8 protein-coding genes are annotated in these 12,827 nt (G+C 68.8%); 7 read left to right on the plus strand and 1 reads right to left on the minus strand.

Annotated features, from left to right (window positions below):
* Positions 1-27: 27 nt before the first annotated feature.
* The 5 genes from efeU to A3G1_RS0103345 all read left to right on the plus strand — a co-directional run bounded on the left by efeU (position 28) and on the right by A3G1_RS0103345 (position 7,459).
* The gene (gene efeU / locus A3G1_RS0103325; protein WP_425411365.1) at positions 28-864 is read left to right on the plus strand and encodes an iron uptake transporter permease EfeU; all 837 of its coding nucleotides are present in this window, start codon (positions 28-30) and stop codon (positions 862-864) included.
* The gene (gene efeO / locus A3G1_RS0103330) at positions 861-1,991 is read left to right on the plus strand and encodes an iron uptake system protein EfeO (RefSeq protein ID WP_018348047.1); all 1,131 of its coding nucleotides are present in this window, start codon (positions 861-863) and stop codon (positions 1,989-1,991) included. Before efeU ends, efeO begins: the two co-directional genes overlap by 4 nt.
* Positions 1,988-3,238 carry an iron uptake transporter deferrochelatase/peroxidase subunit gene (gene efeB, locus A3G1_RS0103335; RefSeq protein ID WP_018348048.1) on the plus strand — a complete coding sequence of 417 codons (1,251 nt, stop codon included), beginning with the start codon at positions 1,988-1,990 and terminating at the stop codon, positions 3,236-3,238. Before efeO ends, efeB begins: the two co-directional genes overlap by 4 nt.
* Before the next feature lie 236 nt (positions 3,239-3,474).
* Positions 3,475-5,979: an FG-GAP repeat domain-containing protein gene (locus A3G1_RS0103340; RefSeq protein ID WP_018348049.1), complete on the plus strand. Its 2,505-nt coding sequence runs from the start codon at positions 3,475-3,477 to the stop codon at positions 5,977-5,979.
* A 49-nt stretch (positions 5,980-6,028) separates the two neighbouring features.
* Positions 6,029-7,459 (plus strand): FG-GAP repeat domain-containing protein, encoded by a 1,431-nt coding sequence (locus A3G1_RS0103345; RefSeq protein ID WP_083936710.1) that lies wholly within the window; start codon positions 6,029-6,031, stop codon positions 7,457-7,459.
* Positions 7,460-7,520: 61 nt separating this feature from the next.
* Here A3G1_RS0103345 and A3G1_RS0103350 read toward each other — a convergent pair whose 3' ends face one another.
* Positions 7,521-8,516 (minus strand): stage II sporulation protein M, encoded by a 996-nt coding sequence (locus A3G1_RS0103350; RefSeq protein WP_018348051.1) that lies wholly within the window; start codon positions 8,514-8,516, stop codon positions 7,521-7,523.
* 22 nt (positions 8,517-8,538) lie between these two features.
* On the opposite strand from A3G1_RS0103350, the gene A3G1_RS0103355 reads away from it, so the two are divergent.
* Together A3G1_RS0103355 and A3G1_RS0103360 are read left to right on the plus strand one after the other, a co-directional pair.
* Entirely contained in the window at positions 8,539-9,411 is an 873-nt protein-coding gene (locus tag A3G1_RS0103355) for an RDD family protein (RefSeq protein ID WP_018348052.1), read from the plus strand.
* A gap of 122 nt (positions 9,412-9,533) precedes the next feature.
* Complete coding sequence (locus tag A3G1_RS0103360) at positions 9,534-12,746, plus strand: lamin tail domain-containing protein (RefSeq protein WP_018348053.1); 3,213 nt, start codon at positions 9,534-9,536, stop codon at positions 12,744-12,746.
* Positions 12,747-12,827 lie beyond the last annotated feature (81 nt).

Consider the following 12,827-nt stretch of genomic DNA (forward strand, 5'->3'; position numbering starts at 1 on the left):
TAGTAAGGCGTGCCTAGCCATATGGAGATGCTGGTGAATGCGATCCTGCCGAGTTACCTGATCGGCCTCCGGGAGGGGCTCGAAGGTGTGCTCGTGGTGAGCATTCTGGTCGCGTACCTGGTGAAGGCCGGCCGCCGGGACAAGCTCCCGCTGATCTGGGCCGGGGTCGGCGCCGCCGTCGTGCTGTCGGTCGTGGCGGGCGCCTCGCTGGAGTACGCGAAGATCGCCCTTGGCTCTGACCGGGAGCTCTTCGAGGCGGTGACCTCGGTCGTCGCCGTCGGCTTCGTCACCTGGATGATCTTCTGGATGCGGCGCACCGCCCGGAGCATCAAGGGCGAGCTGCACGCCAGGCTGGACGAGGCGCTGAAGCTCGGCACCTTCGCGGTCGTGACGATGGCCTTCCTGTCCGTCGCCCGCGAGGGGCTGGAGACCGCGCTGTTCTTCATCGCCGCGGCTCGCGGCGCTGGCGACGAGGCCGGGCCGCTGACGGGCATCATCGCCGGCCTGCTGACCTCCGTGGTCCTGGGCTTCCTCCTGTACCGCGCCGCGGTGCGGATCAACCTCGGCAGGTTCTTCCAGTGGACCGGCGTCCTGCTGGTCTTCGTCGCGGCCGGCATCCTCAAGTACGGCATGCACGACTTCCAGGAGGCCGGAGTCCTCGGCGGCCTGAACGACCACGCCTTCGACCTCAGCGGCTGGTACGACCCAGCCTCCTGGTATGCGGCCCTGATCGAGGGCCTGTTCAACCTGACCGCGCAGCCGACCGTCGTCGAGATGGCGGCCTGGGCGGCATATCTCGTCCCCGTGCTGGCCTACTTCTGCTGGCCCGCGCCGCGCACCACACCCCAAGGAGCCAGCTCGTGAAGCGTTTGACCGTCCTGGGCCTGGCGGCCCTCGTCGCCGCCGGCACCGGAGCCCTGGCGGGCTGCACCTCGGAGGACAAGCCTGCCGCCAAGGGTGATGGCAAGATCGCGATTGCCGCCACCGACACCGAGTGCAAGGTCGCCAAGCTGGACCTGGCGGCGGGCACGCACACCTTCGCGGTGAAGAACGCCGGCAAGAAGGTCACCGAGTTCTACGTGTTCGCGACCGGTGACCGGGTGGTGGGCGAGGTCGAGAACATCGCGCCGGGGCTGACCCGTGACCTGATCGTCGAGCTGCCGGCCGGCACGTACGAGACGGCGTGCAAGCCCGGCATGATCGGCAAGGGCATCCGCAGCAGCCTCAAGGTGAGCGGCGAGTCCAAGCCGCTGACCAACGACGCGAAGCTGGCGGCGGCGACCGAGAGCTACCAGCGGTACGTGAAGAGCCAGACCGCCGCGCTGATCGACAAGACCACAGAGTTCGTGACGGCGGTCAAGGCCGGCGACGCGGAGAAAGCCAAGGCACTCTTCCCGGTGGCCCGCACGTACTGGGAGCGGATCGAGCCGGTGGCCGAGATCTTCGGCGACCTCGACCCGGCGATCGACGGCCGCGAGGACTCGCTGGAACCGGGCCAGGAGTTCACCGGCTTCCACAAGCTGGAGAAGGACCTGTGGGAGACCAAGGACATCTCGAAGTCCGGGCCGACCGCCGACAAGCTCCTCGCCGACGTGAAGCTGATCGTCGAGAAGGCCAACAGCGAGAAGCTGTCCCCGCTCCAGCTCGCCAACGGCGCCAAGGAACTCCTGGACGAGGTCGCCACCGGCAAGATCACGGGTGAGGAGGACCGGTACTCGCACACCGACCTGTGGGACTTCGCCGCCAACCTCGAAGGCTCCAAGGCCGCGATCGCCGCGCTCCGCCCGGTACTCGACGAGAAGGACCCGGTCCTGGCCAAGACCCTCGACGAGCAGTTCGCGGCGGCCCAGGCCGAGCTGGACAAGCACCGCAAGGGCGATGGCTGGAAGTTCCACAACGAACTGTCCCAGGCCGACCTGAAGGCCCTGTCCGACGCGATCAACGCCCTCGGTGAGCCGGTGAGCAAGGTGGCTGGAGTGGTGGTCAAATGACGGACGAGGCCAGCAAGGGCGGTACGAGCAGGCGGGCACTGCTCGGGGCCGGCGCTGCGGGCGTGGCCGGGGTGGCCGCTGGCGTGGCCGGCGCCCAGTTCCTCGGCGAGACCAAGCCGGCCGCCGCCGGGCCGTCGATCGACCAGGCCGTGCCGTTCTACGGCGAGCACCAGGCCGGCATCGTCACCCCGGCACAGGACCGGCTGCACTTCGCGGCCTTCGACGTGACCACGAAGAAGCGCGAGGACGTGATCTGGCTGCTCAAGGAGTGGACCAAGGCAGCGGCCCGGATGACGGCCGGCCGCGACGCCGGCCCGCTCGGCGCGACCGGCGGCCGGGGCGAGGCCCCGCCGGACGACACCGGCGAGGCGCTGGGCCTGCCGGCCTCCGGCCTGACCCTGACCATCGGCTTCGGGCCGGGCATGTTCGCCGAGGGCCGGTTCGGCCTGGCCGGTAGGAAGCCGGCCGCGCTGGAGGACATCCCGCACCTGCCGGGCGACGCGATCGACGCCGCCATCTCCGGCGGCGACATCTGCGTCCAGGCCTGCGCCTACGACCCGCAGGTCGCGGTGCACGCCATCCGTAACCTGGCCAGGATCGGCTTCGGCAAGGTCACGATGCGCTGGTCGCAGCTCGGATTCGGCCGCACGTCCTCCACCTCGCGCGAGCAGGAGACGCCCCGCAACCTGATGGGCTTCAAGGACGGCACCCGCAACCTGAAGGCCGAGGACAAGGCCGTCAGCACCCAGCTGTGGGCGCAGCCCGGCGACGGCCAGGCCTGGATGGCCGGCGGGTCCTATGTGGTCACCCGCAAGATCCGGATGCACATCGAGACGTGGGACCGCACCTCGCTCGACGAGCAGGAACAGATCATGGGCCGGCACAAGGGCAACGGCGCGCCGCTCGGCCAGAAGGAAGAGTTCGACGAGCCGGACCTGAAGAAGGAAGACATCGCGGTCGAGGCGCACATCCGCCTCGCGCACCCCGACTCGCACGGCGGGGCGATGCTGCTGCGGCGCGGGTACAACTACGTCGACGGCTCCGACAAGCTCGGGCGGCTCGACGCCGGGCTGTTCTTCATCGCCTACCAGCGGGACCCGCGCAAGCAGTTCGTGCCGATCCAGCGGGCACTCGGGCAGAAGGACGTGCTGAACGAGTACATCAAGCACGTGTCCAGCGCGGTGTTCGCCTGCCCGCCGGGCGTGAAGGACGACAAGGGTTACTGGGGCGAGGGGCTGTTCGCCTAGCTCGTGTGTGCTGAGGAGCCGGCCTGGAAGTGGCAGGCCACTCCGGCACCGTGGATCAGCCGGATGTTCTAGCCGGCAGTAGTACGACCGGCCCGGGTCCCGTGGGGGATCCGGGCCGTTTCGTCCCCGGTGTGAGGATGCGGCTGAGAGCGGGCTCACGATGGGTACCAAGGTCAAAAAGGGGTTTGACCTGGTCTTCTATGGTGGCTCGATTTGTGAGTCAACACGGGGGCACGATGAAGGTACTCAGTTTCGCGGTGGTGGCTGCCCTGCTGGGCGGCGCGACCCTCGCCGTTCCGGCAGTCGCGAGCGCGGCACCGGCCGGCACGCAGGTGCTGTATGTGTCGCCGGAGCAGGGCTGCGCGCCAGGCGGCAACGGTACGAAGGAAAAGCCCTTCTGCGGCCTCCAGGCAGCGGCGGACGTGGTGGAGCCGGGCCAGACGATCCGGCTCGCGGCAGGTACCCACAGCGGCAAGGTCACACTGTCCCGCTCAGGCACGGCTGATGCGCCTGTCGTCCTGGAAAAGGAACCGGCTGCCGCAGCTGGCTCGGTCATCCTGTCGGCAGCCGAGGGGCTGAGCGTCACCTTCGCTCGTGGCGCACACGACATCCACTTCAGGGGAATCACGTTCGATGGCCAGATTCCGGGGCCTGGGATCGTGTTCACCGGGGCAGCCGGTGTCATGGTCGATCAAGCATCCTTCCGGCATCCGCTCGCGATCGAGGATGCCAGCCGGATCACGATCCAGCGCAGCACTCTCCAGCGTGGCGTGCGCGTCGGCGGAGGTGCCGCCGACGTCGTGATCTCGACCAACCGCCTGCTACAGAGCTATTTTTCCGACGATGCGCGCCCAGTGACCGTGGACGGGGCGGCTCGCACGGCGATCACAGGGAACACGATCGACACCGGGAAGGCGATCGGCGTCGCCAACGCGGCCGACACCGTCATCGTCAACAACTACGTGAGTTCTTCCTCGTGGGATGCCCAGGTAGTGGTCGATCAGGTCAGCGCGCCGAGCACCAAGGCGCATCACAACGCCCTCTACAGTCATGGCTCCGAATGGGACGTCTTGTACTCCTGGGCGGGCAGGGCTTACAAGAAGCTTGCCGAGTTCCAGCAGGCGACGGACCAGGGTGCCGCCGACTATGTCGGCGCGTGGAGGGAGATGGACGAGGCGCTCGTCGACTCCGCGGATCCTGCGGTTCCTGGCGCGCTGACCACGGATATTCACGGCAACAGTCGCATCAAGTTCCCTGGAAAGTCCGGCGGCCATGCGGCCGGCCACGACCGGGGTGCCACCGAACTGGTGCCGACCGCGAAGAACCCGGCTCACGGGCAGCTGAGCCTGGTCAACGGTGAGCCGATGACCGTAGAACTGAAGTCGGTCAAATTTGGCGTGAACTGGGGCGGCTCCAAGCTGACCGGGACCTACCACTGGGGCGATGGCGAAACCTCCACGGTTTCCGTCATGCTGCCGCAGAAGACCGTGTACGACGTCAAGCTCTCCGGCGGGTCCTACTGGAGTGCCAATGAGGGCTGGCTGCCGAACGCGCTTCACCGGTACGCCAAGCCTGGCCAGTACCTCGTGAAGATCAGCTACACCATCGAGGGCTCCGGCACCGTGTACTCGGCCGTCCTGAACGACGGCCTGCCCCTCGCCGTTCCCGGTAGCCAGGTCGAGGCCAGCACCGGGACCAGCCGCCTTCGTGCCGACTTCAACGGTGACGGCTACGACGACCTCGTCACGTGGGGCCCCGACTGGACCTACGGGATGGGCGACTACACGCTCAACGTGCAACTCGGCAAGGAGGGCAGGTTCGAGCCGGCCAGTACTTACCGGAGCCTGGGCGTCGACGCCGCACTGGCGAGAGGCATCAAGTTCCTGACCGCCGGTGACTACGACGGCGATGGCCGGGCCGAGTTGGGAGTGTTCGTCGAGTCGGGTTCCGGGGCGGTCAGCTTCTACACGCTCAAGTACGACGACATCTACCGGTTCGGCAAGAAGGACGACGGGAAGAACGGCGCTGTGCTGCGCTGGCAGGCCCCGCAGTGGGGTACCGGCACGAAGTTCCTGTCCTCCGGTGACTTCAACGGTGACGGCAAGACGGACATCGCGATGTTCTACCAGTACAGCGGCAGCCACGTTGGCGTGTTCACGTTGAAGGGCAGCGCGGACGGCTCGCTGGGTGGCTTCGATCAGCAGTGGAACGCCCCGAACTGGGGCGGCGGCACGACTTCGGTGTCATCGGGTGACTTCGACGGCGACGGTAACTCCGAGCTGGCCTTGTTCTACTCCTACGGTGGCAGCCACGTTTCGGTGTTCACTGTGGACAATGGCGCAGTCGCCCAGCGGTGGAACGCGCCGTACTGGGGTGGTGGTACCAAGTTCGTGCAGGCGGGTAACTTCACCGACGCGAAGAAGACCGATCTGGCGTTGTTCTACGACTACGGCGACGGTCACGTGACCGCGTTCAAGCTGACCGGCGGGCTGTCGAGCCTGGGCACGATCTGGGACGGGCCGCGCTGGGGCCGGGGCACGGAGTTCCTGGCCGCCGGCCGGTACACGACGAAGACCGGGCGTGACGACCTCGCCCTGCTCTACAACTACGGCGGCCGGACGGATCCCAGCCCAGCGAACTGGACGTTGTTCACGATCAGCCCGGAGGCGAACGGCGGCCACGGCTCGCCGACGTCGAGGTGGCAGGCCAAGCCGCAGCCGTGGATCAACCGGATGTTCTAGGGCGCTGTGAACCCTGACCGCGAAAATCTCATCTTTACGGGGGCATGTCATGAAGGCAATCAGATCGGTGGTCGCGGCCACGCTATTGGCGGCGGTACTCGTGCCGTCGGCGGCTCACGCGGCACCAGCCGACGGGCTCGCAACATTTTCCGAGCTCAGCCTCAACCAGGTTGAGACGCCGGATCGGCTGACGTTCACGGCCTCGGCGCGGTACTCGGTGCCGCAGGGCGGCGTCAAGCTGCTGGCGACTTTCGACTGGGGCGACGGCGAGACAACGACGACCTCCGTCTACTTGCCGGCCCTGGTGTCCGGCAAGGCCAACGAGGGTGTCGTGCAGGCCTCGGCACACAGGTACGAGGCGCCAGGCGAGATCATGGTCACGGCGAGCTTCGTCGTTGATGGCTCGGGTCCGTACGCGGCTACCCCGCTGGAGAGGTATGTCCCTACGGCTCGGGCTGTCTCGCCGTCTCAGGTGGCCGACAACAGCGATGTCCGGGCGGACTTCAACGGCGACGGATACGACGATGTCGTGACCAGCGGATTTGACCTGCGCATGGGCAAAGAAGGCGGCCTTGCGGAGCCGGTGACCGCCTGGGACCCCCACTTCTCGTGGAGCCCCGGCATGAAGCACTTCACCGCCGGTGACTACAACGGTGACGGCCGGGCCGAGCTGGGCATCCTGCGCGACGAGAACCTCGGCTACGTCGGGTTCTACACCCTGACTTTCAACACCGCCACCGGCACTTTCGACAAGCCCAAGCTTCAGTGGGAGGCTCCGCAGTGGGGGAGTGGCACGAAGTTCGTGTCCTCCGGGGACTTCGACGGCGACGGTCGCAGTGACCTGGCCCTGTTCTACCAGTACGACAGCACGCACATCGGTGTCTTCAAGGCGATCGCCAAAGGTGACGGTTCGTTCCACGGCCTGCTGTGGATGTGGGATGCCCCGCTCTGGGGTGGCGGCACGAAGTCGGTGTCGGCCGGTGACTACGACGGCGACGGCAAGGCAGAACTCGCGCTGTTCTACCACTACGGGGGCAGCCACGTCGCAGTGTTCACTCTGGACGGTCAGGGTCGGCTGAATCAGCGGTGGAACGCCCCTTACTGGGGTGGTGGCACCAAGTTCGTCCAGACCGGCAACTTCGCCGGCGCGAAGAACTCCGACCTGGCGCTGTTCTACGACTATGGCAACGGGCACGTCACCACGTTCTCGCTGGGTGACGGTCCGGCTGGCCCGCTGTCCAGCCTGGGCACGATCTGGGACGCCCCGGTCTGGAGCAAAGGCACGGAGCAGATGGCTGCCGGCAGGTACAGCGCGAAGGCCGGCCGTGACGACCTCGTTCTGCTGCATGCCGACCAGAAGGACATGGTCTCCGTCGACTGGCGGATGCTGATGATCAGCCCCGACGCAGCCAGCGGGTATCGCGACCCGAAGACTGTCTGGCAGGCCGCGAAGTGGCATTGGATCAGTGCGATGTTCTAAGCACCACAAGTGAAGCGCCCCCGGGGACTCGAGTCCCCGGGGGCGCTTTCTCATACCAGAACTACACCAGGACGTCCTCCGCTGACCGGGACTCCGCAAGCACGTCGCCCGTCTCTCCCGCCGCCGCACCCCGCGCGCCGAGAACGAGGACATACGCGAGGAACGCCGCCCAGACCACGAAGCCGATCAGGATGCGGACGGCGGTCGGGAAGGGCGACGGGGTCACGAACGCCTCGACGAGCGCGCTGACGAACAGGACGAGAACGAGTCCCAGCGCGACGGTCACGCCGGAGCGGGCGGCCTCGGCGAGGGCTCCCGCTCGAGTGCGGCCCGTACCGGGGGCGATCCACGCCCAGCCGATGCGCAGGCCGACGCCCGCCGCGAGGAACACGGCGGTCAGTTCGAGGAGCCCGTGCGGGGCGATCAGGCCGAAGAACAGGTCGGCCCGGCCGTGCCCGATCATGATGCCGCCGACGGTACCGATGCCGACCAGGTTCTGGAACAGGACGTAGACGACCGGGACGATCAGTACCCCGGCCGCGAGGGACACCGCCGCGATCCAGGCGTTGTTCGTCCACACCCGGAAGGCGAAGTCCTGGGCGGCGTGCTCGGAGTAGTACGACTCGAAGTCGTGGTTGACCAGCTTGTCCGCGCCCGACTCCGACATGAAGGCCTGCTGGACCTCCGGGTGGGCCGCGACGTAGTACATCATCGCCAGCGCCAGGCCGGTGAAGACGAGGGAGACGGCGAGCCACCACCACCGGGCCTTGTAGGCCGCGACCGGGAAGGTCACGGTGAAGAACCGGCCAGCTTCCGGCCAGGAGAACTTGCGGGTTGGCGTGAGCGCGCCGCGCGCCTCCAGCACGATCCGGGACAGCCGGGAGATCAGCGCCGGGTCGGGGGTGCGGCTGCGGATCACCGACAGGTGGGTGGTGGTCCGCTGGTAGAGGGCGACCAGTTCGTCGACCTCGGCGGCGCTGAGCCGGCGCCGGGTGGCCAGCCGTTCCAGCCGGCTCCATTCACCACGGTGCTCAGCGACGTAGGCATCGAGATCCACGCCGACAGGGTAGCGTGCACCCGTGCAGGAGAGACTGGTCAGCGGCGAGGCGGTCGAGCTGGACGTCCGGATTGCCCGGATCGGCTCGCGGGTGCTCGCCCAGGTGCTCGACGTGGTGATCCAGAGTGTGCTGGCCCTGCTCGGCGTGCTGACCATCCTGGTGGCGTTCCAGGAGGCGAGCAGGCCGGTGGTCGCCGGCTCGTTCATCGTGCTGGCCGTGATCGTGCTGGTGGTCTATCCGGTCGCGATGCTCCTGATCACCAGGGGCCGGTCGGTCGGCAAGCTCGCTGTCGGGCTGCGCGTCGTCAGGGACGACGGCGGGCCGATCGCCTTCCGGCACGCGCTGACCCGCACACTCGTCGGCGTCGCGGCGGAATGGCCGGGCCTGCCGCCGCTGACCTGGCTGGCGAGCCTGGCGGTGCTGCTGGTCAGCCCGCGCGGCAAGCGGATCGGTGACCTGACGGCCGGCACGATCGTCATCCACGACCGCGAGCCGGCCACGTGGGGCTGGGTGCCGCCGATGCCGCCGCACCTGGCTGGCTGGGCGCGCACGCTCGACATCTCGGGCCTGCCTGCCGACCTGGCGCTGGCCTGCCGTCACTACCTGGCCCGTAACCGGGGGCTGCGTGAGCCCGCCCGCAGCCGGATCGGCATCGCGCTGGCCATGGAGGTCGTCGCCTGCACGACGCCAGCTCCGCCGCCGGGCACGCCGGGCTGGGCGTATCTCGCGGCCGTGCTCGCTGAGCGCAATCGCCGCGCCACGTTCCGGCTTGCTGCCGCGCGTGCGGCCTCTGCCCAGGTCTGGCCAGATTTGGGAGTACGGGGTCCAGCCGCCACCCCTGCTGCCCGGCCCTCGCGCTCCCAGGGCCTCCGACCGGCCGCACCCGGGCTCTGAGCTGGGATTTCCCAGCCCGCACCCAGTCTTCAACTGTCGGACATCCGCAGGGGTTGGCGTCGGCGAGAGCAATGCTCTACCGTCCGGGAGGTCTACCGTGTCCACACTGTGGAGGACCATCCATGCGCCTGCGCCGCCCCCTCGGCGCGGTGACCGTACTCGTCACCGCAGCGTCGTCGCTGCTCGGGCTCGCGGCGCCAGCCGCAGCCGCCCCGGCTGACCTCATCATCTCGGAGTACGTCGAAGGCTCGTCGAACAACAAGGCGATCGAGCTCTACAACGGCACCGGCTCGGCGATCGACCTCGCCGGGTACAGCATCCAGATGTACTTCAACGGTGCCGTCACCCCCGGTGCCACCGTCAACCTGACCGGCTCGGTCGCCTCCGGTGACGTGTTCGTCCTCGCGCACGCCTCGGCGGCCGCCGCGATCCTCGCGCAGGCCGACCAGACCAGCAGCGCGAGCTTCTACAACGGCGACGACGCGATCGTGCTCCGCAAGGGCGGCGCGGTCGTCGACTCGATCGGCCAGGTGGGCACCGACCCCGGTACCGAGTGGGGTACCGGCCTGACCAGCACCGCCGACAACACGCTCCGCCGGACGGCGTTCCCCGACACCGACCCGGCCGACGCCTTCGACCCGGCGGCGCAGTGGTCCGGCTTCGCCGCCGACACCTTCGACGGCCTCGGTTCGCACGCGACGGGCGGCGGCGACCTGCCGGCCGTGCTGACGTGTGGCGGCCCGATCGTCACGCCGCAGGGTTCCGCCGCGACGCGGGACGTGTCGGCGACCGACGCCGACGACACCATCGTCGACCTCGCCGTGACCGGCCCGGCCGGTGTGACCCGGTCGGCGTTCACTCCGGCGACGGCTGACGGCGGCGTGGCCACCGCGACGATCGCCGTGGACGCGACCCTCACCGCCGGCTCGTACCCGGTGACCGTCACGACCACCGACGACGACGGCACCACCGCTACCTGCGGCCTCACGCTCCAGGTGACCACGGTGCTCACCGTCGGCGAGGTGCAGGGCGCGACCACCGACGCCGAGGCAGGCAAGACCGACCGCTCGCCGCTGGCTCCGGCCTCCGGCAACGGCACCAGCTCGACGCTGCACGAGGTGCGGGGCGTCATCACGCAGAAGTCGCTGGCCAAGACCAGCGCCGGCGCGAACCAGTACGGCTTCTACCTCCAGAGCCGTCTCGGCAACACCGACGGCAACGCTGACAGCTCCGACGGCATCTTCGTCTTCATGGGCGGCTTCACCACCCTGATCGGCGGCTACGAGCCGAAGGTCGGCGACGAGGTCGTCGTCCGGGCCCGCGTGTCCGAGTACTTCAACATGACGCAGCTGTCGGGTGCCTCGCTCGTGCGGGTCATCGAGAGCGGGCTCGACGTCAACAACGTCGTCGCGATCTCCGACACGGTGCCGCCGGCCGACCTCGACGCGGCGTACCGGTTCTGGGAGCGGCACGAGGGCGCCCGCATGCGGGTACGCGGCGGCAGCGTCGTCACCGCCGGCCGTGACGTGTTCGGCTCGACGGCCGACTCCGAGATCTGGCTGGTCGACAAGTCCGACCCGCTCGCGACCCGGACCGACCCGTACGCGCGCCGCGTCTTCCGCGACACGCACGCGCTGGACAACGACCCGTCCCAGGGCTTCGACGACGGCAACGGCCAGCGCATCATGCTCGGCACGACGGGCGTGAAGGCCAAGTCCGGCAACGTGAACGAGCTGCTCGCCCCGGCGCGCACGTTCGACCTGCTCGACGGCGACGCGCTCGGCGCGATCTCCTACAGCTTCGAGAAGTACGGCGTGCAGGCGGAGGCTGCGGCCTTCACCGCAGGTACCGACCCGGCCGCCAACCACCCGGTGGTGGCAACCAACCGCAGCGAGCAGTTCGCGGTGTCGACGTACAACGTGGAGAACCTGTACGACTTCCGCGACGACCCGTTCGACGGCTGCGACTTCACCGGCAACACCGGCTGCCCGGGTGTCCGGCCGCCGTTCGACTACGTGCCGGCCACGCAGGCCGAGTACGACGCGCACCTCCAGTCGATCGCCAAGCAGATCATCGGTGACCTGCACTCGCCGGACCTCCTGCTGATCGAGGAGGCCGAGGACCAGGACATCTGCACCGTCGCGAACGGCGCTCTGGTCTGCGGTACCACCGACAACGCCGACGGCAAGGCCGACGGGCTCCAGGAGCTGGCGCTGGCCATCGCGGCCAACGGCGGCCCGGCGTACGACACGGCCTACGACCGGGACGGCGCGGACGCGCGAGGCATCGTCGCCGCGTTCCTGTACCGGACCGACCGGCTCTCGCTGTCCGCCCCGGCCAGCGTGCTGACCGCGACCCCGGGCGTCGAGTACCGCGCGGAGGCGCTGCCGTTCAACGCGCAGGTCTCCAACCCGAAGTCGCTGAACGCCGTCCTCCCGGCCGACGTGGACACCTCGACGGGCAAGGACGGCAACAACGTCTACACCCGCGCCCCGCAGGTCGGCCGGTTCACGGTCGCCGCCGTGCCGGGCGAGTCGGAGACCTTCCAGCTGTGGGCCGTCGCCAACCACTTCTCGTCCACTCCGGACGGCCGGGTGGGCCAGCGGCGGGAGCAGGCCAGGTACGGCGCGCAGATCGTCAAGGCGATCCAGGCGTCCGACCCGGGTGCCCGTGTGCTCTACGGCGGTGACCTGAACGTGTTCCCGCGGCCGGACGACCCGGTACCGGGCGCGGTCACCGACCAGCTCGCCCCGCTGTACGACGCCGGCATGAAGAACCTGTGGGACGTGCTGGCGGCGGAGAACCCCGCCTCGGCGTACTCCTATGTCTTCCAGGGCCAGGCGCAGACGCTGGACCACATCTTCGTCACCCCCTCGCTCTACTCGGACCTGGTCCGGATGCGGGCGGCGCACGTGAACGCCGACTACCCGGCCGAGTTCGACGGAGACGGCATCCGGGGCGTCAGTGACCACGACCCGCAGGTGGCGACGTTCGGCTCCCGGGCGCGGCTGTCCACTGGGGACGCCTCGGTGCTGGAGGGCAACTCCGGTACCTCGAAGCTGACCTTCACCACCTCGGTGTCCCGGCCGGTGTCGGAGGACATGACGGTCTGCGCCGTGTTCGTCGACGGCACGACCTCGTGGGGCTCGGACCACCAGAGCCTCCTGAGCTGCTCGACGCTCACGGCCGGCGCGACCTCGCTGACCTTCACCGTGAACGTGAAGGGCGACAAGCGCAAGGAGGCTGACGAGTGGATGCTGGCCATCGTGGTCGGTGACCTGCGGCTGCGCTACGACCGGATGATCGCGGTCGGCACGATCCTGAACGACGACTAGCACCACGCTGCACACGCCCCGGCCGGGACTCCCGGCCGGGGCGCTTTTTATTTCATGGCGGTGGATGGCCGCCCCTGGCAG

The sequence above is a fragment of the Longispora albida DSM 44784 genome (genome assembly GCF_000379825.1).
Taxonomy (GTDB): domain Bacteria; phylum Actinomycetota; class Actinomycetes; order Mycobacteriales; family Micromonosporaceae; genus Longispora; species Longispora albida.

Excerpts from the sequence above, each read along its gene's own strand:
- efeU (WP_425411365.1), top strand. The coding sequence starts at position 28 with ATGCTGGTGAATGCGATCCTGCCGAGTTACCTGATCGGCCTCCGGGAG.
- efeB (WP_018348048.1), top strand. The coding sequence starts at position 1,988 with ATGACGGACGAGGCCAGCAAGGGCGGTACGAGCAGGCGGGCACTGCTC.
- A3G1_RS0103340 (WP_018348049.1), top strand. The coding sequence starts at position 3,475 with ATGAAGGTACTCAGTTTCGCGGTGGTGGCTGCCCTGCTGGGCGGCGCG.
- A3G1_RS0103345 (WP_083936710.1), top strand. The coding sequence starts at position 6,029 with ATGAAGGCAATCAGATCGGTGGTCGCGGCCACGCTATTGGCGGCGGTA.
- A3G1_RS0103360 (WP_018348053.1), top strand. The coding sequence starts at position 9,534 with ATGCGCCTGCGCCGCCCCCTCGGCGCGGTGACCGTACTCGTCACCGCA.